Source organism: Bradyrhizobium sp. USDA 4502 (assembly GCF_054063355.1).
Window position 1 is genome coordinate 1,932,637 of sequence record NZ_JBSSGF010000001.1, and the last position, 22,934, is coordinate 1,955,570.

Annotated in this window: 19 protein-coding genes and 2 pseudogenes; 6 read left to right on the top strand and 15 right to left on the bottom strand. The window is 64.7% G+C overall.

The features are described 5' to 3' along the window. Positions 1-55 precede the first annotated feature (55 nt). From ACVW1B_RS08475 to ACVW1B_RS08485, 3 genes and pseudogenes are all read right to left on the bottom strand, one after another. Positions 56-1,096, bottom strand: a complete 1,041-nt coding sequence (locus ACVW1B_RS08475) for a hypothetical protein (RefSeq protein ID WP_456821515.1) — start codon at positions 1,094-1,096, stop codon at positions 56-58. 325 nt (positions 1,097-1,421) lie between these two features. Continuing rightward, positions 1,422-1,688 carry a hypothetical protein gene (locus tag ACVW1B_RS08480; RefSeq protein ID WP_076826237.1) on the bottom strand — a complete coding sequence of 89 codons (267 nt, stop codon included), beginning with the start codon at positions 1,686-1,688 and terminating at the stop codon, positions 1,422-1,424. Positions 1,689-2,280: 592 nt separating this feature from the next. Continuing rightward, positions 2,281-2,379, bottom strand: a pseudogene (locus ACVW1B_RS08485) (IS1 family transposase); the annotation flags it as partial. Positions 2,380-2,412: 33 nt separating this feature from the next. Here ACVW1B_RS08485 and dinB point away from each other — a divergent pair. Both dinB and ACVW1B_RS08495 read left to right on the top strand, forming a co-directional pair. Beyond that, positions 2,413-3,660 carry a DNA polymerase IV gene (gene dinB, locus ACVW1B_RS08490; RefSeq protein WP_456821516.1) on the top strand — a complete coding sequence of 416 codons (1,248 nt, stop codon included), beginning with the start codon at positions 2,413-2,415 and terminating at the stop codon, positions 3,658-3,660. Between the two features lie 113 nt (positions 3,661-3,773). Next, entirely contained in the window at positions 3,774-3,983 is a 210-nt protein-coding gene (locus ACVW1B_RS08495; protein WP_057017092.1) for a hypothetical protein, read from the top strand. A gap of 81 nt (positions 3,984-4,064) precedes the next feature. Here the strand turns inward: ACVW1B_RS08495 and pyk are convergent, their stop codons facing one another. The 6 genes and pseudogenes from pyk to ACVW1B_RS08525 form a co-directional block, all read right to left on the bottom strand. Beyond that, complete coding sequence (gene pyk / locus ACVW1B_RS08500; RefSeq protein WP_456821517.1) at positions 4,065-5,480, bottom strand: pyruvate kinase; 1,416 nt, start codon at positions 5,478-5,480, stop codon at positions 4,065-4,067. A gap of 3 nt (positions 5,481-5,483) precedes the next feature. Further along, positions 5,484-6,780: pseudogene (locus tag ACVW1B_RS08505) on the bottom strand (glycerate kinase type-2 family protein). A 30-nt stretch (positions 6,781-6,810) separates the two neighbouring features. Continuing rightward, positions 6,811-8,169, bottom strand: a complete 1,359-nt coding sequence (oxlT, locus tag ACVW1B_RS08510) for an oxalate/formate MFS antiporter (RefSeq protein WP_456821518.1) — start codon at positions 8,167-8,169, stop codon at positions 6,811-6,813. 65 nt (positions 8,170-8,234) lie between these two features. Next, positions 8,235-9,017, bottom strand: a complete 783-nt coding sequence (locus ACVW1B_RS08515) for a fumarylacetoacetate hydrolase family protein (protein WP_438079797.1) — start codon at positions 9,015-9,017, stop codon at positions 8,235-8,237. A 5-nt stretch (positions 9,018-9,022) separates the two neighbouring features. Then, entirely contained in the window at positions 9,023-10,042 is a 1,020-nt protein-coding gene (locus ACVW1B_RS08520; RefSeq protein ID WP_253609299.1) for a 2-dehydropantoate 2-reductase, read from the bottom strand. An 85-nt stretch (positions 10,043-10,127) separates the two neighbouring features. After that, positions 10,128-10,541: a CBS domain-containing protein gene (locus ACVW1B_RS08525; RefSeq protein ID WP_253610049.1), complete on the bottom strand. Its 414-nt coding sequence runs from the start codon at positions 10,539-10,541 to the stop codon at positions 10,128-10,130. Positions 10,542-10,779: 238 nt separating this feature from the next. Between ACVW1B_RS08525 and ACVW1B_RS08530 the strand changes: the two genes are divergently transcribed. From ACVW1B_RS08530 to ACVW1B_RS08545, 4 genes are all read left to right on the top strand, one after another. Next, positions 10,780-11,628 (top strand): IclR family transcriptional regulator, encoded by an 849-nt coding sequence (locus ACVW1B_RS08530; RefSeq protein ID WP_253609298.1) that lies wholly within the window; start codon positions 10,780-10,782, stop codon positions 11,626-11,628. Positions 11,629-11,809: 181 nt separating this feature from the next. Then, a complete protein-coding gene (gene gcl / locus ACVW1B_RS08535; protein WP_253609297.1) occupies positions 11,810-13,597 on the top strand; it encodes a glyoxylate carboligase in 1,788 nt (595 codons plus the stop codon). Positions 13,598-13,633: 36 nt separating this feature from the next. Beyond that, the gene (gene hyi / locus ACVW1B_RS08540) at positions 13,634-14,419 is read left to right on the top strand and encodes a hydroxypyruvate isomerase (protein WP_057017099.1); all 786 of its coding nucleotides are present in this window, start codon (positions 13,634-13,636) and stop codon (positions 14,417-14,419) included. 125 nt (positions 14,420-14,544) lie between these two features. Continuing rightward, on the top strand, positions 14,545-15,432 hold the full coding sequence (locus ACVW1B_RS08545; RefSeq protein ID WP_168856845.1) for a 2-hydroxy-3-oxopropionate reductase: 888 nt from the start codon (positions 14,545-14,547) through the stop codon (positions 15,430-15,432). Positions 15,433-15,574: 142 nt separating this feature from the next. Here ACVW1B_RS08545 and ACVW1B_RS08550 read toward each other — a convergent pair whose 3' ends face one another. The 6 genes from ACVW1B_RS08550 to ACVW1B_RS08575 are packed head-to-tail and all read right to left on the bottom strand — an operon-like array spanning position 15,575 to position 22,867. Beyond that, complete coding sequence (locus ACVW1B_RS08550; protein WP_456821519.1) at positions 15,575-17,935, bottom strand: xanthine dehydrogenase family protein molybdopterin-binding subunit; 2,361 nt, start codon at positions 17,933-17,935, stop codon at positions 15,575-15,577. A gap of 15 nt (positions 17,936-17,950) precedes the next feature. Beyond that, positions 17,951-18,409 carry a (2Fe-2S)-binding protein gene (locus ACVW1B_RS08555; protein ID WP_456821520.1) on the bottom strand — a complete coding sequence of 153 codons (459 nt, stop codon included), beginning with the start codon at positions 18,407-18,409 and terminating at the stop codon, positions 17,951-17,953. Positions 18,410-18,425: 16 nt separating this feature from the next. Next, positions 18,426-19,313: an FAD binding domain-containing protein gene (locus tag ACVW1B_RS08560; protein WP_456821521.1), complete on the bottom strand. Its 888-nt coding sequence runs from the start codon at positions 19,311-19,313 to the stop codon at positions 18,426-18,428. Then, positions 19,310-20,323 carry an ABC transporter permease gene (locus tag ACVW1B_RS08565; protein ID WP_456821522.1) on the bottom strand — a complete coding sequence of 338 codons (1,014 nt, stop codon included), beginning with the start codon at positions 20,321-20,323 and terminating at the stop codon, positions 19,310-19,312. Before ACVW1B_RS08565 ends, ACVW1B_RS08560 begins: the two co-directional genes overlap by 4 nt. Next, positions 20,316-21,332 carry an ABC transporter permease gene (locus ACVW1B_RS08570; RefSeq protein ID WP_456821523.1) on the bottom strand — a complete coding sequence of 339 codons (1,017 nt, stop codon included), beginning with the start codon at positions 21,330-21,332 and terminating at the stop codon, positions 20,316-20,318. Before ACVW1B_RS08570 ends, ACVW1B_RS08565 begins: the two co-directional genes overlap by 8 nt. After that, complete coding sequence (locus ACVW1B_RS08575) at positions 21,329-22,867, bottom strand: sugar ABC transporter ATP-binding protein (protein ID WP_225646058.1); 1,539 nt, start codon at positions 22,865-22,867, stop codon at positions 21,329-21,331. The genes ACVW1B_RS08570 and ACVW1B_RS08575 overlap by 4 nt, the downstream gene beginning before the upstream one ends. Between the last annotated feature and the right edge of the window lie 67 nt (positions 22,868-22,934).

Below are 22,934 nucleotides of genomic sequence, written 5' to 3' on the forward strand. Positions count from 1 at the left end.
TGTGCGCGCACCGGCAGATGGTCTCGCTTTCGACCGACGCGATGTTGCTGCCGATTTAGTTCGGCATCAGCACCGCATCGATGCGGCGGCTGTTTCGCGTGCTGATGACGATGGCGCCGTTGCGGGTCGCAAATCTCGCGCCGACAAGGCGCGGCACCTTCTCCGTCAGCGATGAAGGCAGCGGAATCATTCCGCCGGTGATGGGATCGCCGACATTGATCGGCGCGACAGCTGCGCCGGCCGAAGGCGCGGCCTTGATGTACTCTCTTATCAACTGAATCTCTTCACGCGAGAGGCTGAGCGCGGCCTGTTCGCCTGCGCCGTCAGGCAGCTTCTTTTCCGCCTCGGCCTTGTCTTGCGCATCTTGCTGCTGGGCAGCCTCGCGTTTTGCGACTTCGACCTGTTCGAGTCTGGTGAGGCGTTCCCTCAGCGGCGCGATCTCCCGCCGCAACGCGGCCATGTCCGACTTCAGCGAAGAAAGCTGACCAAGCGCAATCGCGGCGGCAACGCAAGCGACGACCGAGATCAGGCTGAGGCAAGCCACCGCCAGCCCCGTCAATCCGCCTCGACGATCGGCACGACGATCCCGGACATCCTCCGCGGATCGCCGTTGCCGCGCGGCGGCGAATTTCGGCTTGATCGTGCCGAGGAAGCTGACCAGACCGGACAGCCGCGCAGCCGCCGCCCGGTTCGCCTCTTGAAAGGAGCCGAATGCAGGCGCCGGGACGATCGGCGAGTGCGCCGAGGGGATGGCGGGAGCGGTAGCCGAACGGCCCGCGCCGGATCGCTGGCGGTCGTCGTGGTCCTCGCGCGTCATGCCGGGGAGCTCGAGATCAACGTCGTCGGGGCGGTCGATCGCAGTATCCGCAACGTAATGGCGCGTGTCGGCCGCAGCGGCGTCCAATCGTTCCGTTTCCTGTCGATCGAGTCCTTGTTCGATGCGGGCGGCTTCAAGCGAGCGCCACAGCGAGAGCCCCGAATCGGTGATCTGCAGGCCCGCGTCGTTGATCGATGCCCATCCCGATTGGAAGACGTCGGCGTCGCCAAGCTCGGACGGCCGCTTCGACTGCGTGGCTTCATCGCCGGCCGCGATCATGCGCTTGACCTCGCGGCTGACCTCGTCGATCGCGATCCGCTGCCCGGGCCTTGCGGCCAGCACACTCAGGATCGCCAGATTGAACCTCATGCGGCGCCTCGCGATACCCCATCAACCGGCCGTGCCGCCGTTCAGCTCCCGTGCAGGCGACGTGCGGGCCTCAGCGGGTCGAAGCGGATCAATCATGCCGGCGCGGACGTCGGTCAGTCAGGGAGTCAAGCAAGTGTACCGGCTCGCCAAGGGGCAAACAATCCGGCACCAGACCTACGACAGATGGATAAGTCGGCGCAAACGACACGCGTCGGGATCGCGTTCGCTGCGCGCCTCAGAGAAACTCGCGAAGCCTGGAAAGCTCGATCACATGCTCGGGTGACAGCACGTCGGGGACGAGGGGAGGCTGCGACTTGGTCCGGATCTCGTAAAGATGTCGCGTCTTCTCGGGCTTGCCCATGAAATCCCGAATGCATTGGTCGAGCGTTCCATTGACGACCATATAGGGCGCGCGATCCTCTCGCCTGGAGTTGTTGAGAGAAGGCCATTTGTAAAGGTGGGCCGCAGCTTGGAAGTCCACCTGATGGGGTTGGTCGGTCATTGCAAAATATCTACCCGAAAAAGCCCTGCACGGCAAAGTCAGCCGGCTGATGAGTGAGCCGGTGCGGCAATACGCGCAAGCTGCGGTCGTGCATCGCAGAAGCCGCCGTCATGCATCTCGAACGATCCGCCGATGTGCCTCGCGTCGATGCCTCGCAGCAACTCCCGCTTCGATCTCCCGCGGACCGAGATCGGGGGCGATCGGGCGAAGCCGGCTGAAGGGAGCGCCGGCAGATCCTCTCGCGCGGCAAGCGCGCGCGCAGCGTGGCAACGCGCGTTGACGACCTGGCGTCGTTCGCGGCGCCAGCGGCCGCGACGACGTTGGTGGATTGACACGATTTCAGAATGTTCCTATTTTGTTCCAATGTCAGTTAGGAACTAACCGACGCGTGCTGGCTTCACGTTCCATGAACGTCTTGAAAGAATACCTAGAACTAGCTGAGCGTTGCCGTAGCGCAAAACTCGATACTAGGGACCGATCCGATCGATACGTGCTTGAGTCGCTTGAACACAGCTATAGGGTGCTTGCGCAAAGCACAGTTGTACTGCGCCGATCGAGGAGAGCTTTGGCGAGACTTCGCGGCAAAACCACCTCAGTTCGTGGTCGTTAGATGTTTTTTATAGGGGCCGCGCTTCTTCGGTGCCCCTTCGCGCTTGTCGATCAGCGTCACGATATCAGCCATTTCCACCGGCGGCTTCGGTCAGGTCAGGGATGAGGGGTCGAGATGGCAGCCGCAGCCACCATCCTTCATGCGGACCTGGATGCATTTTACGCATCGGTCGAGCAACTGCTCGAGCCCTCGCTGCGCGGCAAGCCGATCGCGGTCGGGGGCGGGGTTGTGCTGGCGGCGTCCTATGAGGCCAAGGCCTTCGGGGTGCATGGCGGCATGTCGGGGCGGGAAGCGCGCCAACTGTGCCCGCAACTCGTTTTCGTCGGCGGCCATTTCAGCGATTACCAGCGGCTGGGTGACGCGGCCATCAAGGTGATCGGCGACTTCACGCCGCTGGTCGAGCGAATTTCGATCGACGAGGCGTTTGCGGATGTTGCCGGCTGCACTCACCTGTTCGGAACGCCTGCCGAAATCGCCGCGTCGATCCGGTGGCGCGTGCGCAGCGAGCTCGGCCTTCCGATCTCGGTCGGCGTCGCCCGCACCAAGCATCTGGCGAAGATCGCCTCGCAGGTTGCAAAGCCCGACGGACTTGTCGTCGTCGATCCCGACGCCGAGCTGAGCTTCCTTCACGAATTGCCGGTTGAGTTGATGTGGGGAGTAGGGCCGATCACCAGGACCCGGTTGGACGCGATCGGCGTCGCGACGATCGGTCAGCTCGCCAAACTGTCGGAACGGTCGCTGACGCACTTGCTCGGTCCGGCAGCGGGCGAGAAACTCGCCGCGCTGGCCTGGAATCGTGATCCGAGACAGCTCAAGCCACACCGGCGCGCACGATCGGCGGGAGCACAATCGGCGCTTGGCCGAAAGCCTGCGATCGAGCAAGTCATTCGGCCCACGTTGCTTCATCTCGCCGACCGCGTCGCCACGCGGCTTCGGGCGAAGTCACGGCCTGGACGAACCGTAACGGTGCGCGTCCGCTTCGCCGACCTGAAGTCGGTGACGCGCTCGATGACGCTCGATGCGCCGGTGTGCACGACCATCGTCCTGGCCCGGCTCGGCGAGAATCTGGTGCGCGCGGCTCTTGCCGACCATCCCGGCGAGAAGATCATCTCGCTGCTGGCGATCTCGGTGTCGCATCTCGAGGAGCATTGGGATCTTGCATTGGAGCTTCCACTCGGACTGGAGGACGAAGCGCTTCGGCCTGGAAGTCCGACAGGGATGGCCCGCTGGGCGGCGGACCGTGCGATCGACAGGATCCGCGATCGCTTTGGCTGGGAGGCGATCGGATATGGTTCAGCCGCGCTGGAGGCGGTTCATTCGGTGCCCGATGCGTTTCGCAAGCTCGCGGAGAGAGACCTCTAGCGCTCGCCGGTTCACGTACCTGTCACTGCATTAAGAAAAGGCAATTTGGAATCGCGCGCTTGTGAGTGGCGACCTCGTGCGGCCGGCCTATTTTGAGGCTGCGGAGGACAGCCATGAAGTACAGCGCCGAACTGATCCAGACGATGCGCGAAGCGTTGGATGCGGTCATGGCAAGCGTGCCAGCGGATCAATCCGTGTTCGGTCTCAAGGCCGCTGTTGCGGAATGCATCCTGCGAGCCGCGGCTCACGGCCAGACTTCGTTCGACGGGCTCGTGACGTCGGCATCCGATCAGCTCCAGTCGATCATCTCGATGCTGACCTAGGCGATCGGGATGCGCGCGACCGTCGCGTTCACCTTGCCGCGCGGTGCGCTGATGATGCAATCGCTCGGGCCGAACGTACTCTCAGAGCAGCGATACGACCCGTAGATTGTTGGTCGTTCCCGCTTGTCCAAAGGGAATGCCGGCGACCACGACCAGCAGATCGCGGCTTGATGCAAACTGCTCTGCATGCGCGAATGTAGTTGCGCGCTCGACCATCTCCTCATAGCTCTGAACGTCGTCGGAAAGCACGCTGTGAGCGCCCCAAAGCAGGCACAGGCGGCGAGACACTTCGCGGCTTGGGGTGATGGCGAGGATCGGGCGGCTCGGCCGCTTGCGCGCGACGCGTGCGGCCGTGGTACCGCTCGAGGTGTAGGCCACAATGGCCGCGGCGTGAACGACGGAGGCGAGATCGGCCGCTGCCGTGGCCACGGCATGCGGTGGCGTCTGCTCTTCGCCGGGCTGGGTCGCCTCGACGATCGAGCGGTACATCTTGTGTTGTTCGGTGCTGCGGATGATGCGGTCCATCATCTCGACCGCCTCGCGCGGATATCGGCCTGTCGCGGACTCCGCCGACAGCATCACTGCGTCTGCGCCGTCATAGATGGCGGTCGCAACGTCGGAGACTTCCGCACGCGTCGGCGTCGGGGCGGCGACCATCGAGTCCAGCATTTGCGTGGCGACGATCACGGGCTTCACCGCGAGACGGCAGGCCCGCACCAACTCCTTCTGGCGCCCCGGCACGTCCTCATGCGGGATTTCGACGCCGAGATCTCCCCGCGCAACCATGATGGCGTCGCACAACTGGATGATATCGTCGATCCGTTCGAGCGCTGCCGGCTTCTCGATCTTGGCCATCAGACCGGCGCGGTCCCCAACGAGGCCTCTCGCTTCGATGATATCCGAGGGCTTCTGCACGAACGACAGGGCAACCCAATCCACGCCAAGTTTCAGGCCGAACTCCAGATCGAGGCGATCCTTCGCGGTCAGCGGTGAAAGATCGAGGACCGTCCCCGGCAGATTGACGCCCTTGTGATTCGAGATCGTGCCACCGACGATCACCTTGGCTTCGATGAAATCGTCACCGAGCCCGGTAACGCGAACGCGGACCCTGCCGTCGTCGATCAGAAGGTCATGGCCGGGGGCAACGGCGGCAAAGATCTCCCGATGCGGGAGGGGAATTGCGGTTCGGTCGCCTTCCGATCCGGACAAGACGAACCGAATGGTCTCTCCGGCCACTGCGGTGATCTTTCCATCGCGCAAGGTGCCGACGCGGATCTTCGGGCCCTGGAGGTCCATCAGGATGCCGATCGGCCGGCCGACCTCCTGTTCCAGCTTTCGGATCGCTGCGTGAATGCGTGCGTGATCGCTCTGCGTTCCGTGACTGAAGTTCAGGCGGAACGTATCGACGCCAGCCAGCAGCAGCGCCTCGAGCATCTCGGGGGAACTGCTTGCTGGACCAACGGTTGCAACGATCTTGGCTCGTCGATGACGACGCATGGATCACCTCGTCGGTGGTTGGCCGGCTGCGATCAGCACGGCACGGATATCATTGACGTTCGTAAGCGTCGGCCCGGTGCGCACGAGGTCTCCAAGGCGGTCGAAGAACGTGTAGCTGTCATGGGCAGCCAGATGCGCCCGCGCGTCAAGCAGATTCGCGGCGGCGCGCCGCAGCGTATCCGGACCGATCAAAGCGCCAGCCGCATCTTCCGTTCCATCAATTCCATCGCTGTCGCCCGCAACGGCCCAGATATCGGATGCGCCGGACAGGGCGACGGCAAGCCCCAGCAGGAATTCGGTGTTGCGGCCGCCGCGTCCCGCCGGACCGCGCCCGATCGTCACCGTCGTCTCGCCTCCGGACAGCAGCACCGCGGGGGCAGGGCCCGGCTGTGCATGCCCCGCGACCGACCGGGCGATGCCGGCCATCACGGTTCCGAGTTCCCGTGCCTCGCCCTCGATCGCGTCTCCAAGGATGATCGGCGTCAGGCCTTCGTCCCGGGCGGCGTTGGCCGCAGCGTCAAGCGCATGAAATGGAGCGGCAAGGATGCGGACGTCGGCATCGATCTCGCCGGGCTTGGGTGTCTCGTCAGCTTGTTCAAGCACAAGCCGCGCCGCTTCCGGCAGGTCGATGGCAAACCGGCCAACGATCTCCAGCGCAGCGGCTTTTGTGCTGCTGTCCGGCAGCGAGGGACCGGAGGCAATCGCCGCGGGATCGTCGCCGGGAATGTCTGAGATCACAAGGGTCGTGACGCGGGCGGGACGGGCGGCCAGCGCCAGCCGACCGCCCTTGATCGCGGACAGATGTTTGCGGACGACGTTCATCTCGGCAAATCGTCGCGCCGCTTGCAAGGAGTGCCCGGTTGACCGCCTGCTTGTCGGCGAGAGTCATCGGAGATGCTGGCAGGGTCATCAGCGCCGAGCCACCGCCGGACATCAGGGCGATGACGAGATCGTCTGCTGAAAGCCCCTCGACGGCGTGCAGCATGCGAAGGGCCGCGGCCTTGCTCGTGTCATCCGGCACGGGGTGAGACGCTTCGAGCACTTCGATACGGCCGGCTGGAACCGAATGGCCGTGGCGCGTGACGACGACACCTGCAAGCTCGACGTCAGGCCATGCCGCGTCGAGGCCCGCAGCCATTGCCGCCGACGCCTTCCCCGCGCCGACGACGATGCATCTGCCCTTCGGCTTTGCCGGCAGGGCGTCGGCAATCGTGATCCTCGGATCGGCGCTCGCGATGGCGGCGTCGAAGATTCGCCGCAGGGCGGACCGAGCCCGCACATCCGTCCATCTGTCGTTCAATCGCTTGCGCTCCGGCCGATAGGTCTCTTGTTATGGTGCCTTCTCGAGACGGTCGTAAGACACGGGTGCCTCAAGTCGACCGCCTTCACCGGGAAAGACCTTTGCGCGAGCGATTGCGGCACTTGCCGTCGCTTCACTGCCGAGAATGAACGCGCGCCGCATCGGCTTGATCAGGAACAACGCGGTGAGGGCAGCGGTCGCATTGAGTGCAACCGCGACGATGAACACGGCCTGCCAGCCGAGCTGGGAAGAGATGATGCTCGCGAGCGGCACGAGCAGCGCTGCCGTGCCCTTCGCCGTGTAGAGCATGCCGTTGTTGGTGGTTGCGTATTTGGCGCCGAACGTGTCGCCCGACGTCGCCGGAAACAGGCTGTAGATCTCGCCGAAGACGCCGAAATAGATTGCCGTGGCCAGCACAAAGACAACCGGGATGTGACCGTAGGTGGACAGCGTCAGCAACATCAGCGCCGCAGTGGCGAACGCGATGAACATCGTGTGCTCGCGGCCGATGTTGTCCGAGACCCAGCCAAAGAGCGGACGGCCGAAACCGTCGAAGACGCGATCGAGCGAGATGGCGAACGTCAGCGCCGCCATCTGGAAGCCCGCCAGGGTGACCGGCGTGTCCGCGATCTTGAAGTCATGCGCGATCGGCCCGATTTGCGCGGCGGTCATCAAGCCGCCGGAAGCCACCATGACGAACACCAAGTACATGACCCAGAAGACCGGGGTGCGCAACACCTGGGGCGGGGTGTAGTCGATCGCGCTCTGCGGCAGATTGAGACGCTTTTTCCTGGGTGCTTCGACGCCATGTGGTGGCCGGACGAACCAGGCCAGCAGGATGACGATGAGGCCTTGTCCGATCCCGAAGGTCAGGAAGGTGCTCTGGTAGCCGCTGGCGGCAATCATGTTGGCAATCGGTACAACGGTGAGGGCCGCACCGGCGCCAAACCCGGCGGCGGTTGCTCCTGCGGCCAGGCCGCGCCGGTCCGGAAACCATTTCAGCGCATTGCCGACGCAAGTGCCGTAGACGGCGCCGGCGCCAATGCCCGCGACGATCGCTGCCGCATAAAGTGTGACGAGAGATGAGGCGTATGAGTTCATGACCCAGGCCAACCCGATCATCAGCCCGCCGAACATGATGACGATGCGGGGGCCGTATTTGTCCACGAACCAGGCCTCCACCGGCACAAGCCATGTCTCCGTCATCACGAAAATCGTGAAGGCGAGCTGGATGGCCGGACGGCCCCAGTGAAACTTCGCGTCGATCGGATCAACGAACAGCGTCCAGCCATATTGCAGGTTGGCGATCATCGCCATGCAGACGATGCCGACCGCCAGTTGCAGCCAGCGGAAGCCGCCGGGCGATGATGCCGGGTTCGTGGAGATCATGTACGCTCCTAAGGCAGATAATCGTCGTTTGGGCCGGCTGCGTCGGGTTGTCGTCCCGCCGCAGCCTACTGACGGAATTCGTTGGTCAACTCGCCGATTCCGTCGATCGCGACGGTGACCGTGTTGACGGGCTCCTTCATCACCCCGACGCCAATCGATGTCCCGCAGCAGATCAGGTCGCCCGGCAACAGCGTCATGTCGTGCGAGATCTTGCTGACCAGCGTCTGTGCGCTGAAGATCATGTCCGCGATCGGGTAGTTCTGGCGCTCGACGCCGTTCAGAATGGTGCGCACCACGAGGCGTGCGGGGTCGAGGCCTGACGCAATCACGGGGCCGAACGGGCCGTATCCATCGAAGCCCTTGGCCCGCGCCCATTGCGGGAAGGTCGGGTCGCGATTGAGGATGTCCGCGGCGGTGACGTCGTTGGTGCAGGTGTAGCCGAAGATGAAGGCGTCGGCCTGCTCGGGCGCGACCGCCGTGCAGCTCTTGCCGATGACGATGCCGAGTTCACCTTCGTAGGTCGTCTTGCCATCATAGCCCAAGGGACGCCTGATGACGGCACCAGGCGCGGTGACGCTGGTCGGCGCCTTCAACAGGTACAGCGGTTCGGCAGGCTCAGGTGATTTCAGCTTCTCCGCAAGCGCGTGAAAATTGTTCCAGAGCGCGATGACCTTGCTCGGTTGCGTCGGGGCGAGCAGCTCGACGTTGTCCAGCGCCAGCGTTTGTCCAGTCGTTCGCATGTCGCCGAACATGTCCCCTTCGTGCACGGAGATGCCGGACGGGGTGAGTTGCCCGAAGCCGATTTCGGCATGGTGGCGGAAGCGGACCCAGCGCGTAACATTGGCCATCGGGATCACGCCACCGCCAGCGTTTCTGCTGCTGCGGCGCCGGCCGCCCCATCATAGAGGCCGGCCAGCCTGGTGCGCTGCGCGACCAGGGCCAGCACCGCATCGAGGGCGGGCGTCGCGATTCCTGTCATCCGGCCCATCTCCTGCACCACGGTGATCAACGGATCGATCTCGACCGGACGTCCGCGCTCGAGATCCTGCAGCATCGAGGTCTTGTGCGCGCCGACCTTGCGCGCACCTTCGATGCGGCGTTCGACATCGACCCGAAACTTGACGCCGAGGCTTTCCGCGATCGCCTGGGCCTCCAGCATGATCGCCCGGGACAGCGCGCGCGTGCCCGGATTGCTGCAGATCACGTCGAGCGTCGCGTGGGTGAGGGCGCTGATCGGGTTGAAACAGACATTGCCCCACAGCTTGAGCCAGATCTCGTCACGGATACGGTCGAGGACCGGCGCTTTCATGCCCGCGGCCACGAACAGCTCGGAAAGTTTCTGGACGTCGGATGTGATCTCGCCGGAGGGCTCGCCCAGCGGAAAGTTGTTGCCGTAGACATGGCGGATCACGCCGGGCGCCTCGATTTCGGTGGCGGGGTACACCACGCAGCCGATGGCGCGCTCGGGGCCGAGCTCGTTCCACTGCTGACCGCCAGGATCGATGCTCTCGAGCGTCGATCCTTCGTGCCGACCACCGTGCTTGTGGAAATACCAATAGGGAATGCCGTTGACGGCGGTGACGATGCGGGTCCGATCGCCCAGCAGCGGCCGCATGGGCTCGATGACGCCGGTGATCGAATGCGCCTTGAGGCAAATGATGACGTAATCCTGCTCGCCGAGTTCGGCGGGGTTATCGGTGCAGTGAGGATGCACGACGCGCTCCTCGTCGCCGATCAGGAGCTTCAGGCCGTTCTGCCGCATTGCGGCGAGATGCGCACCCCGCGCGACCAGGCTGACATCGGCACCAGCGCGCATAAATTCGACACCGAGATAGCCGCCGATCGCGCCGGCGCCGTAGATGCAGATTCTCATTCGATCCTCGCAAGCAGAGTGGGGACACAGCAGGAGCCGCAGCGGCTCGAACCGAGTAGCGTGGCAATGGCCTTAGGAAAGTCCGTCAGGCCGCGCAGGCGGCTTCCTCGTAAGCAAGGGTGATGTCCCGCATGCTCACGACGCTGACGAGCCGGCCGTTGTCGATGACGGGGACATGGCGGATCCCATGACGGGCCATGAGGCGCTCGACATCCGTGAGCGCATCTTGCGAATTGCAGGATAGCAGCGGCCGCGGCGAGATGAACTGCGCGACTTTCATGGCAAGTCCATTGGTGCCGCGCTCGGCGATCACAGCGACGACGTCGCGCTCGCTGAACATTCCGATCACGGCGGCGTCCTTGCTGCGCGAGGCGTTCCTGACCACGAGGGCGCCGACATTGCTCGCGTACATCAGGTTCGCCGCAATGCTTACGGTTTCGTTCGAGCCGATCGTCACCACGTGCGCATTGTTGGCGCGAAGGATGTCCCCGACGTACATGGCATCGTCCTCCCGGTTGTTTGTTTGGATCGTCGTGAAATGATCGTGGTATACATTATCCCAGAAGTCAAACAAAAGAATCGCGCCATTTGGTAAGAGGAATGGTAAAAATACTGACCTATTCGCGAATATTGTCGCCTTGACTCCAGGGTCTTTTGGTATGCCATATGCCAATTGTGGCACTCGTTCTCGACGAGCAATTTCGTTCTGAACTGCAACCGGTTAGGGGCAAGTCGTGATGAAAAGAGAGCCGATCCGGCGCAAGCCGTCCGACCCCGATCTTCGCGCGCAGCCGGAGCCGGACGCGCGCGACGGCGGTGTTCAGTCCGTTGATCGCGCCATGCAAATCCTGGAGACACTTGCAGAGGATGATGAAGGCTATCGGCTGACCGATCTGGCGATCCGTACCGGCCTGTCGCCCTCGACCGTTCATCGTCTGCTGACCACGCTCGAGAACCGCAGGTTCGTGCAGTTCGACCGCGAGGAGTCCAAGTGGCACATCGGCGCGCAAAGCTTCGTGGTCGGCTCTACCTTCGTGCGCCGGCGGAATTTTGCCGCGCAGGCGCTGCCTTATCTGCGCAAGCTGCGCGACCAGACCAGGGAAACGGCCAACCTTGCGGTGGTCGATGACGAATCCATCATCGTCGTGTCCCGCATCGAAAGCCGCGAGATCATGCGCTCGCTGACCAAGGTGGGCGGGCGCGTCGCAATGATCGCCTCGGGAGTGGGCAAGGCGGTGCTGGCTACCTATTCCGATGCCGACGTGAATGCGATCATTCGCCGTCAGGGCATGCCGCGGCTGACGGAAAAATCGATCGTGCGGCCCGGCGAGTTGTTCAAGGAATTGGAGAGCGTGCGGCGTCAGGGTTATGCGGTGGATGATGAAGAGGCGCGCCTCGGGCTGCGCTGCGTGGCCGCGGTCGTCTTCAACGATTGCAACGAGCCATATGCCGCGATCTCGGTATCCGGCATGGCGGACAGGCTGACGAACGAACGCTTGCCCGAGATCGGTACGATCGTGCACCGGATCGCAGCCGAGCTCACGGCCGAACTTCGCGGGAACCGCACGCAGCAAACGCAGGCGTAGGGCGGGCTGCAATTCCGTCCGCAACAATTTCCATTTCTACACTGACGCTAATCGTTTGAAGACGCGCAAGAAATCGCGAGCGTTGCCACAGCGCGGAAATTCCAATCGATTGCGTTGAGATCGATGCTCGCGGGCCTGATGATCCTGCTCAGACCAACTCATAGCGAAGCGGGATCATCACATGAAGATGCGAGCAGTCGATGCAGCAGTGCGCATTCTCCAACGCGAAGGGATCACGTGCGCATTCGGCGTTCCCGGCGCGGCGATCAATCCGCTTTACTCCGCGCTGAAGCGCAACGGATCGATCAGTCATATCCTGGCACGGCACGTCGAAGGCGCCTCGCATATGGCGGAAGGCTATACCAGGGCGAAGGCGGGCAATATCGGCGTTTGCATCGGCACATCGGGTCCCGCCGGCACCGACATGATCACCGGCCTCTATTCGGCGATCGCGGATTCCATTCCGATCCTCTGCATCACCGGTCAGGCGCCGCGGGCGCGGCTCTACAAGGAGGATTTCCAGGCCGTCGACATCGAGTCGATCGCAAAGCCGGTGACGAAATGGGCCGTCACCGTGCGCGAGCCGGCGCTGGTGCCGCGCGTGTTCAGCCAGGCTTTCCATGTCATGCGGTCGGGGCGGCCGGGACCGGTGCTGATCGATCTTCCGCTCGATGTGCAATTGGCCGAGATCGAGTTCGACGACGAGACCTATTCACCGCTGCCGGTCTACAAGCCGACGGCGACGCGCAAGCAGATCGAGAAGGCGCTCGAGATGCTGAACGCCGCGGAGCGGCCGCTGATCGTGGCCGGCGGCGGCGTGATCAACGCCGATGCGTCCGAGCTGCTGGTCGCCTTCGCCGAAGTGGTCAACGTTCCCGTGGTTCCGACGCTGATGGCGTGGGGCGCTATTCCTGACGATCACGCGCTGATGGCAGGCATGGTCGGCTTGCAGACCAGCCATCGCTACGCCAACGCCACGATGCTCGAATCCGATTTCGTGCTCGGCATCGGAAATCGCTGGGCCAACCGGCATACCGGCTCGATCGAGACCTACACGAAGGGCCGCAAATTCGTGCATGTCGACATCGAGCCGACGCAGATCGGGCGGGTCTTCAATCCGGACCTCGGTATCGTCTCCGACGCCAAGGCTGCGCTGGAAATGTTCGTGAGCGTTGCCCGGGAGTGGCGGAAGTCCGGGAGGCTGCGCGATCGGCAGGCCTGGCCCGCCGCCTGTCGCGACCGCAAGCGTTCGATGCTGCGCAAGAGCCACTTCGACAACATCCCGATCAAGCCCCAGCGCGTCTACGAGGAAATGAACAAAGCCTTCGGCCGCGACACCTGCTACGTGACCGTGATCGGATTGTCGCAGATCGCTGGGGCCCAGTTCCTCAACGTCTACAATCCGCGCAACTGGATCAATGCTGGCCAAGCCGGTCCGCTCGGCTGGACACTGCCGGCCGCGCTTGGTGTGCGTGCCGCCGATCCCGACCGCGACATCGTCGCGCTGTCGGGTGACTACGACTTCCAGTTCCTGATCGAGGAGCTCGCGGTCGGGGCGCAGTTCAATCTGCCCTACATCCACGTCGTCGTGAACAATTCATATCTCGGCCTGATCCGGCAGGCGCAGCGCGGCTTCGACATGGACTATCACGTCCAGCTTTCGTTCGAGAACATCAACGCGCCCGAGATCGGCGTTTACGGCGTCGACCACGTGACCGTCGCGGAGGGGTTGGGCTGCAAGGCGATCCGGGTCACCGATCCGAATGACGCGCAGGCGGCGTTCGCGACCGCACGCGAGCTGATGACGAAGCATCGCGTGCCCGTGGTGGTGGAGTTCATTCTCGAGCGAGTCACCAATATCGCCATGGGAACGGAGATCGACAACATCGTCGAGTTCGAGGAGGTGCTCGATCTTCCGCTCGATGACGTGCCGAGTGCGTCACGATCCGGCACGCTGTTGCCGGCCTGACCACATCTTTCAGCGCTTCAAGCGGAGATACGACCCGTGCCTCAATTTGCCGCCAATCTCACCATGCTCTTCAACGAGCTGCCGTTCCTCGATCGGTTCGCGGCCGCCAAGGCGGCCGGCTTCAACGCAGTCGAGTATCTTTTTCCTTATGACTTCGAAAAGGGCGCGTTGCGGGAGGAATTGGCGCGCTGTGGGCTGACCCAGGTGCTGCACAATCTTCCAGCCGGCAACTGGGCCGCCGGTGAGCGTGGCATTGCGATCCTGCGCAATCGGGTCGACGAATTTCGCGACGGCGTGGTGCGCGCGATCGACTACGCAAAGGCGCTGGATTGCCGGCAGCTGAACTGCCTGGTCGGCATCGCTCCAGCCGATACGGATAGGGCAGACCTGCAGGAAGTCCTCGTGTCCAACCTGCGCTTCGCCGCAGGCGCGCTCGCCCAGCATGGCATCAAGCTCCTGGTCGAACCGATCAACACGCTCGATATTCCCGGCTTCTTCCTGAGCCGTACGGAACAGGCGGTGCAGCTCATTTCCGAGGTTGGCTCATCCAATCTGTTCATCCAGTACGACATCTATCACATGCAGATCATGGAAGGTGATATCGCGCGGACCCTGCAGAAGCATCTCGGCCGGATCGCGCATGTCCAGCTCGCCGACAATCCGGGCCGTTATGAACCGGGAACCGGCGAAATCAACTACTCCTATCTGTTCAAGCATCTCGACAGCATCGGGTATCGGGGCTGGATCGGGTGCGAATACAAGCCGCGGACGACCACGCTCGAGAGCCTGGGCTGGCACGCCGCACAGACTTTCGTGACCTAGAGCCTGTTCCGTTCCGATTGAATCGGGACGGAGCTCTGGAATTTTATTTAACGCGGTTTCTTCACGCGAGCCGAGAGTCGCTCGCCGGAAAAACGCCTTCATCCGGCTGACAGGGAGCAACGACAATGAAAGACATCGGATTCATCGGACTTGGCACCATGGGACGACCGATGGCCGGCCACCTCCTGGCTGCCGGCTATCGCCTGTTCCTGCACGACGTCGTACCTGTTGCGCCTGAGCTGATCGCGGCCGGCGGCATCGCTTGCGAGTCCGCCAAGCAGGTGGCGCAGGAGGCGGACGCCGTGATCATCATGGTACCGGACACTCCGCATGTCGAAGCCGTGCTGTTCGGTCAAGGCGGCGTCGCGGAGGGCATCTCCAAAGGCATGATCGTGACGGATATGAGCTCGATCTCTCCGCTGGCGACGAAGGAGTTTGCACGCTGGATCGATGCGCTCGGGGCCGATTATCTCGACGCGCCGGTCTCCGGCGGCGAAGTTGGTGCAAAGGCGGCCAGCCTGACCATCATGGTCGGCGGGCGGGAGCGGGCGTTCAATGCGATGAAGCCCCTGTTTGAAACGATGGGGAAGAATGTCACGCATGTCGGCGGCAACGGCGACGGCCAGACCACCAAGGTTGCGAACCAGATCATCGTGGCGCTGACCATCGAGGCGGTGAGCGAGGCGTTGCTGTTCGCCTCCAAGGCCGGGGCCGACCCAGCGCTGGTGCGCCAGGCGTTGATGGGTGGCTTCGCGTCGTCGCGAATCCTCGAAGTGCACGGCGATCGCATGCTGAAGCGCAATTTTGATCCGGGCTTCCGCATTGAGCTGCATCAGAAGGATCTCAACCTCGCGCTGGAAGGGGCGCGCGCGCTCGGCTTGTCGTTGCCAGGCACTGCCGCAGCCCAGCAGCTGTTCAACGCCTGTACCGCCCTCGGCGGCAAAAGCTGGGACCATTCCGGCATTCTGAGAGCGCTGGAGGTCATGGCGGGCCACGAGGTCGCGGCTGCCTGAGCGCCGCGGAGGGGAATGGACGAAAATATCGTGGGCCTGGTCGGTGCGGGGACGGTAGCGCCTACCTGCCACGGATCAGGCGCCTGGCGCCCAGGTCGGTCGCTCAGCGTTCGGATTGTTTGCTGGGCATTCTCTGATGTCCCTAGGGCCACTGGTGAGGACGAACAAGGTTGTCCGCCCACACCTCGGCAATGTGAGACAGTGCCAGACCCGGCTTGCGCTCGAGCAGAAGCTCGAGCACGCGCGGCGGCGTTAGGGGTAATTCCTGCACCCGCTTTCCTGTCGCGTTGGCAACGGCGCAGGCGACGGTGGCGCCGACATTGAGGATCGGCACCTCGCCGGCGCCCTTGGTGCCGAGCGGCCCCACCGACGCCGCACCCTCATAGAGGCTGATCTCCACCGGTACGACGTCGAGCGCAAGCGGTACGCGGTAAGTCTCAAAGCCGCTTTGACTGACACGGCCATTGCTGCCGATCGTCACCTCCTCGTGCAGGGCGTAGCCCAGGCCCTGCACGACGCCGCCCTGGATCTGGCCGTGGATTGCGCGTGGATTCAGCGCACGGCCGACGTCCTGGACCACGCGATAGCTTAGCACCTCGACATGCCCGGTCTCCGGATCGACGGCGACCTCGCAGTCGTGGACGGCGAAGACGGGGATGTCGATCGCGTCGATGAAATGACCGGCAACGCAACCGGGCATCGCCGGCACGCCGGCGCCGGTGAAGGCGCCGGTGCCGGCGACCGGTCCGCCCAGCGCTTGAGCGCGGGTCGCGACCTCCGCGACGGTGCGGCCGGAGCCCGGCGCGCCCGCGATCTCGATCCGACCATCGCGCATGACGAGATCGCCGGGCGCGGCTTCGATCATCTCGGAGGCGATCCTCAAAAGCTTCGTGCGGACCTCCTGTGCCGCCGACAGGCTGGCGGCGCCGAGCGAGACGGTGGTGCGGCCGCCACCGACGCCGACATCATAACCGGCCGCATCGGTATCGGCGGCGCGGACGATCACTTGCTCGGGCGCGATGCCGAGCGTGCTGGCAACGATCTGCGGCAGGCTCTGCATCATCGAGCCGGATCCGATCTCGACACCCGACGTGACCAGGGTCGCCGTGCCGTCGGCATTCATGTTCACCGTCGCGGCCGATGGGCCGACGAAGACGAACCAGGTGCCGACGGTGGTCGCGCGTCCAAGGAGCTTGCCGTCGGTGCGCGCCGGCAGCGGCGCTGCCGCGTCGCGCAACGTATCCATCCGGTCGAGCATCGGGCCGAGCACATCGCCTTCGAATACCTGGCCGGTGGCGCCGAGATCCTTGTCGCCGAGCACGTTGCGGCGCCGGAAAGCAAGCGGATTCATTCCGATCCGCGCTGCGATCTCGTCGGTGTGCCGCTCGAGCGCGAAGGTGTTGTAGACGCCATTGCAGCAGCGGAACGCGCCGTTCGGCGCCGTGTTGGTATAGACCGCGCGCGAGACCATGCGCACGCTGCCAAGCCTGTAGTTTCCGCCGAGCGTGTGTGCGGTCATGGTGGTCAGGAAGATCTGTTCGCCGCCATAGGCGCCGCAGTCCATCAGCACGACCGCCTCGCGGCCCACGATTTCTCCGTCGCGCGTCACCGCCGAGCGGATGCGAATATCGGCGTTCTCGCGGAACAGGCAGGTCAGCATCTCGTCCTCGCGGGAATTGACGAGGCGAACCGGCCGGCCGCTGGCGCGGGCGAGGAGGGCGGCGAAGGGCTCAACCGCCAGATCGAATTTGAGACCGAAGCCGCCGCCGACCGGCGGCACAGTGACGCGCACTTGCGATGCCGGCACGCCCAACGCGCGCGCGGTTGCATTGCGGACGCTCCAGGGAACCTGCGTCGACGTCTCGATATGGAAGCGGCCGTCCTCGTAGCTTGCGACGACCGCACGCGGCTCGAAGGCCACGTGGTTCTGCCGGCCGACGCGATAGAAACTTTCGACGATCTCGACGTCAGGCCGCGCAAAGGCGGCGTCGACGTCGCCGCGAACGACGGTCGCCTCCCAGGCGACATTGCCCGCACGCGCGCCGCCTTCGACCAGGACCTCATAGCCGCGCCAGTCCGGATGAACCAGCCGCGCATCTGGTGCCAGCGCCTGCGCCATGGTCAATACTGCGGGGAGTTGCTCGATCTCCACGTCGATCGCCGCAAGCGCAGCCTGCGCCTGCGCCAACGTGACAGCTGCGACCGCGGCAAGCGGTTCGCCGTCGTAGCGAATGACATCGCGGGCGAACAGCGGGTGATCGGCGATGCCGATTCCGATCATGCCGGGCGCGTCTTCTGCCGTCACGATCGCACGTACCCCCGGCATGCGGGCAGCCCTCGACGTGTCGAGACGAATGATCCGCCCCGAGGGCACGCCGGCGCGCAGCACCGCGGCGTGCAGCATGCCCGGCAGATATCGATCGATGGTGTAGCGCGTGCGGCCACGCAGCTTGTCGGCGGCGTCCCGCCGGCGCAGATCCATCGTCGCGGAAACGTCGGACATGCTTGCGCCTCCCGATTATGCCGTGGCCAAGGCGAGCAGCGTCGCCTCGACGATGCGTTCGTATCCCGTGCAGCGGCAGATGTTCCCGGTCAGGGCCGCCCGGATATCGTCACGGGTGGCGTCGGGCCGGGCCGTCAAGAGATGCGTCAGGCTCACCACCATGCCGGGAAAGCACATGCCGCATTGGACGGCATCACTGGCCTCGAGGGCCGCCTGGATGCGGTTCAGTTCGCCGTGAGGCGCAAGGCCTTCGACGGTGCGGATCTCGTGGCCATCGGCCAGCGCGGCGGGCAGCAGGCACGATGGCGTCGGCTTGCCGTCGACCAGCACCATGCAGGCACCGCAAAAGCCTTCGCGACAGACCGGTTTCGCGCCGGTCAGATGCATCTCCTCACGCAGAATGTCGATCAGCGGAGTGGCGGGATCGGCCGCGGAAGAAAGATGATCGCCGTTTACGGTCAGCTTGAATCCCATGTCGATCCCCACCGGTTCAGGAGCCAAGCGCTGCGATCGCAGCGCGGCGGACGAGACCGGGTAGCACGCTGACCCGATACCAGGCAGGGGCATCGACGCTGTCGCGGCCGACGAACTCATCCGCCAACGCGGCCGCACTCTGCGCTGCCTCCGCCGCATCGAGCAGGCGTCCGATCAGCGCTGCCTCGAGCCGCTCCCAGCGGCGCGCCACTGGCTCGACTGAACCGACCGCGACGCGCGCCGCCTGGACACGGCCCGCTGCATCGATGCTGACCGACAGGCTGACGATGGCGACCGGGTAGTCACCCGATTTACGCAGCGGCAGGCGGGCATGGGCGCTTCTGCGCGCCGACCGCGGCAAGATGATCCGCGTCACCAGATGACCGGGGGGAAGGGACGATCGGATCTTCAGGAAATGCGCCAGGCCGATGCGCTCGCGGCCGTCGCGGGCCGACATTTCAACTTGGGCATCGAGGCAGAGCAGCGCCGGCACGCAATCCGCGGCGGCGAATTCCGACGTCGCAAGGTTGCCGCCGATCGTCGCCATCGCGCGGATCGCGGGATTGGCGGAGCGGCCGGCGGCGTCGACCAGGACCGCGAATTCCGCATGATGGGCCAGGGCCGCCGCGAGTGCCGCATGCGTAACCGCCGCGCCGATCTCGATTGCATCGCTGTCGATACGAACCGCGGTCAGCTCGGCGATCTTGCCGATCGCGACATAGTGCGGCTTCAACCGCTCGTGGCGGATCGGTGACCGCATGATCCATGTGCCACCGGCAAAGGCAGCGCCGGCTGTGCCGAATTCGCTCAGTGCGTCGAGTGCGGAAGCGAGCGAGGGCGCAACGTAGATCGAGGCAGGTGCAGTCTCGCCCGCGACGCTCTGCATGGGAGAACCCGTCGTCATTGGCGTCGCTCCAGTCGCAGGCGATCGAGCAGAACGCCGACGATGACGATCGCGCCGAGCACGACCATCTGGACGTACCCGTCGATCCGGGTGAGGTTCATGCCGTTGGACAGAATGGTGATGAACAGGGCGCCGAGCACCGCGGTGCCGACCCCGCCGCGCCCGCCCGCCAGGCTTGTTCCACCGACCACGGCGCCGGCAATCGCCTGCAATGAAAGCGCCCCGCCGAGGTTCGGCTCGCCCGATCCGGTCCGCGCCGTCATCATGATCGCGCCGAGCGCCGCAAGCCCGGAGCACAGCACATAAGTCGCGATCAGGGTGCGCTTGACCGGCAGGCCGGCGACCGCCGCTGCGCGCGGGTTGGTGCCGATGAGGTAAAGCGAACGGCCGAACACGGTCCGCGTCAGGGTCCAATGGAGCACGGCGCCGACCCCGACCGTGATCGCGATGGCCGCCGGAATACCGAAGATGGTGCCGCCGTAGAAGATCTGCGAGAACGGCGCCGGCACGCCTTGCACGGGCCGTCCGGACGACAGTGTGGTCGCAATCCCGATCGCGATATTGTAGCTGCCGAGCGTTGCGACGAAGGGGTTGACCCCGAGCAGCGCAATAACCACGCCGTTGAAGAGCCCGCACGCGGTGCCGAGCACGAAGCCGGCAGCGAGCCCGGCGAGCAGCACGGCGCCTGTACCATGGCCCGACGCCGTCGCGCCGGCCATCGCCAGCGCGGTGCCGACGCTCACCATCGATACGGTCGGGCCGAGTGCGAGGTCGAAGCCGCGCGTCAGGATCACCACGGTCTGGGCCATCGCGAACAGCGCCAGATAGCTGCTCTGTTGCGCGATGTTGAGCAGGTTGGCCGGCGACAACACGCCGCGGTCGACCGTGGCGAAGCCGAGCAACAGGGCCACCAATGCGACCGGCAGCACTGCGCTCCAGAGCCAGCGACCCGGCGCCAATTTCGGGCGATCCGCGTTCTTGGCGGCGACGGACAATTCGAGGTCAGACACGAGCCTTGCTCCGTCGGCTGAGTTCGTCCAGCGCCACGGCCGCGACCATGATGACGCCGAGAAAGACCGGCTGCAGCCGGGAGTCGACGTGCAGGAGGTTGAGCGCATTGCCCAGGATGGTCAGGAACAGGGCGCTGATGGCGACGATTTCGATGCGCCCGACGCCGCCGCGCAAGCTCACGCCGCCGATCACGGCGGCCGCGATCGATTGCAGCATCATCGGATCGCCGCCGAAGCTGGCCTGGCCGGAGCCGACCTGCGCGGTCAACAGGATGCCGGTCAATGCCGCAAGCATGCTCGAGACAACGTAGGTGCCGACGACGTGACGCTGGATCGATACGCCCGACACGATGGCCGCATCGACATTGCCGCCGATCGCGTAGACGTAACGGCCGAACAGCGTGCGCCGCTGCGCAAACACCATCACGATGATGATGACCAGCGCGACGTGGACGGCGGTCGGCAGGCCGAGTGCCTGGGTGCGCCCAAAGCCCTTCACGAAGATATCGGGCATGCCGTAAACCGGGATTCCGTTGGTGATCATCAGGCCGACGCCCGCAGTCGCCGACATCGTGCCCAGGGTCACCACAAAGCCGGATACCTTGAGCTTTGCCACGCAGAAGCCGTTGACGAGCCCGACCACGGCCCCGGAGCCGAGTCCGGCCGCCATCCCGCTGGCAATGATGAGGGCGTTGTTGCCGGGAAACGCGGTGGCTGCGGCGGCCATGGTCTTGGCGGTGACGACGCTCGCAAGCGCCACGACGGCGCCGACCGAAAGATCGAAGCCGCCCGCGATGATGACCAGTGCCTGACCGCAGGCGACGATCGCGAGCAGCGACGCGTTGCGCAGGATGTTGAGGGTGTTGATGATGCCGTAGAACTGCGGATCGACCGCCGACATGCCGGCGACGAGCAAGACCAGCAGGGCCGGCAGGAACCCGACACGGCCTGCGATCGATCGCAAGCCGATCGCGCCTTGCGCGTTTGCGGTGACCAGCGCGGTGTTCACGCGACCTCCGCGGCGAGATGGTCGCGGAAGAAGCTCGACAGCACGTTCTGCTCGGTCTTCTCGGCGCCCCTCAGCTCGGCGGCGACGCGGCCGTGATGCATGACGTAGAGCCGGTTCGACAGCGCCAGAACCTCCGGCAATTCCGACGACACCACGATCACGGCGGCGCCGGCCTCGACCAGGCGCTTCATGAACTGGTAGACCTCGAGCTTGGCGCCGACGTCGATCCCGACACTCGGCTCGTCGAACAGGAACACGGTCAGCTCACGCGTGAGCGCGCGTGCCAGCATCACTTTTTGACGGTTGCCGCCGGACAGCGCGCCGGCGCTCCGTTCGATGTTCGGCGGCCTCAGCTGCAACCGCTCCATGATGTCCGCGATCGTGGCGCGTTCGGCGGCTTGCCGCAGCACGCCGAAGCGCGCGAACGCGGGCAGGTCGAGCACCGTCATGGATGCGTTCTCGCGGATCGGACGGGACAGCGCGAGCCCTTCAGCAACCCGATTGGCAGGGAAATAGGCGATGCCGCGCTTGAGGCTTTGCCTCGGGGTCGGGAATTCGTAAGGCAGGCCGTCGATCCGGATCACGCCTGATGCCGCGGGCTCGATGCCGTAGACCGCGCGGATCAGCTCCGATTTGCCGCAGCCGACGAGACCGGCGATGCCGGTGATCTCGCCGGCGCGGGCATGGAAATTCACCTCCTGAACGCTGCCGTCCGCGAGCGTCAGGTTTTCGATGTCGACCATCACCTTGTCAGGCCGGTGGCCGATGGCCGGGAACAGCAGGTCGATCCTGCGGCCGGTCATCAGCTCTACCAACTCGCCGTCGGTCGAGCCGGCGGCGTCGAGGGTCTGGATGTGGCGGCCGTCGCGCAGCACCGTCACACGGTCGGCGAGGGCACGGATTTCGCGCATGCGATGCGAGACATAGATCAGCCCGACATTCTGGCTCTTCAGGCGCGCGATCAGCTCGAACAGCCGTCCGGTCTCGCGCTCGGTCAACGAGGCGGTCGGCTCGTCAAGGATCAAAAGGCGGACGCGGCCGAGCAGGGCCTTGGCGATTTCGGCCATCTGCTGGTGCGCGCGGGAAAGGTCGTCGATCCGCTGCGCCGGATCGAGATCGAAGCCGAGCTCGTCGATCAGCGCCCTGGCGCGCTTGCGCATCTCGCGCGAGCGCAGCACGCCGCCATGCGTGACCTCGCGACCAAGGAACAGGTTCTCTTCCACCGTGAGGCTCGGGATAAGCGAGAACTCCTGAAAGACCGGGCTGATGCCGATCGTGCGGGCCCGCTGCGGCGTGAGATGATGGATCTCCTCGTCGCCAAAATGGAACGTGCCCTCGTCCGGCGGAAACGTTCCCGAGACGACATTGATCAGGGTCGATTTGCCGGCACCGTTCTCGCCGAACAGGACATGAAGCTCGCCGGCACGAACGTCGAGGTCGACCCGGTCGAGCGCGCGAACGCCGGTGAAGCGCTTTGATATCCCCCGCAATCGAAGCAGAGGCTCGGCAGGCTTCGGGTCAATCTCGACATCCATCCGCGTCTCCGTTGGGCCGTGAGCAAGACGGGTGGGAGCACGTGCTCCCACCCGGCACCATTCGCGA

Coding starts and splice junctions, on each gene's coding strand:
- ACVW1B_RS08475 (WP_456821515.1), bottom strand. CDS start 1,096: ATGATCGCGGCCGGCGATGAAGCCACGCAGTCGAAGCGGCCGTCCGAG.
- ACVW1B_RS08480 (WP_076826237.1), bottom strand. CDS start 1,688: ATGACCGACCAACCCCATCAGGTGGACTTCCAAGCTGCGGCCCACCTT.
- dinB (WP_456821516.1), top strand. CDS start 2,413: ATGGCAGCCGCAGCCACCATCCTTCATGCGGACCTGGATGCATTTTAC.
- ACVW1B_RS08495 (WP_057017092.1), top strand. CDS start 3,774: ATGAAGTACAGCGCCGAACTGATCCAGACGATGCGCGAAGCGTTGGAT.
- pyk (WP_456821517.1), bottom strand. CDS start 5,480: ATGCGTCGTCATCGACGAGCCAAGATCGTTGCAACCGTTGGTCCAGCA.
- oxlT (WP_456821518.1), bottom strand. CDS start 8,169: ATGATCTCCACGAACCCGGCATCATCGCCCGGCGGCTTCCGCTGGCTG.
- ACVW1B_RS08515 (WP_438079797.1), bottom strand. CDS start 9,017: ATGGCCAATGTTACGCGCTGGGTCCGCTTCCGCCACCATGCCGAAATC.
- ACVW1B_RS08520 (WP_253609299.1), bottom strand. CDS start 10,042: ATGAGAATCTGCATCTACGGCGCCGGCGCGATCGGCGGCTATCTCGGT.
- ACVW1B_RS08525 (WP_253610049.1), bottom strand. CDS start 10,541: ATGTACGTCGGGGACATCCTTCGCGCCAACAATGCGCACGTGGTGACG.
- ACVW1B_RS08530 (WP_253609298.1), top strand. CDS start 10,780: ATGAAAAGAGAGCCGATCCGGCGCAAGCCGTCCGACCCCGATCTTCGC.
- gcl (WP_253609297.1), top strand. CDS start 11,810: ATGAAGATGCGAGCAGTCGATGCAGCAGTGCGCATTCTCCAACGCGAA.
- ACVW1B_RS08545 (WP_168856845.1), top strand. CDS start 14,545: ATGAAAGACATCGGATTCATCGGACTTGGCACCATGGGACGACCGATG.
- ACVW1B_RS08550 (WP_456821519.1), bottom strand. CDS start 17,935: ATGTCCGACGTTTCCGCGACGATGGATCTGCGCCGGCGGGACGCCGCC.
- ACVW1B_RS08555 (WP_456821520.1), bottom strand. CDS start 18,409: ATGGGATTCAAGCTGACCGTAAACGGCGATCATCTTTCTTCCGCGGCC.
- ACVW1B_RS08560 (WP_456821521.1), bottom strand. CDS start 19,313: ATGACGACGGGTTCTCCCATGCAGAGCGTCGCGGGCGAGACTGCACCT.
- ACVW1B_RS08575 (WP_225646058.1), bottom strand. CDS start 22,867: ATGGATGTCGAGATTGACCCGAAGCCTGCCGAGCCTCTGCTTCGATTG.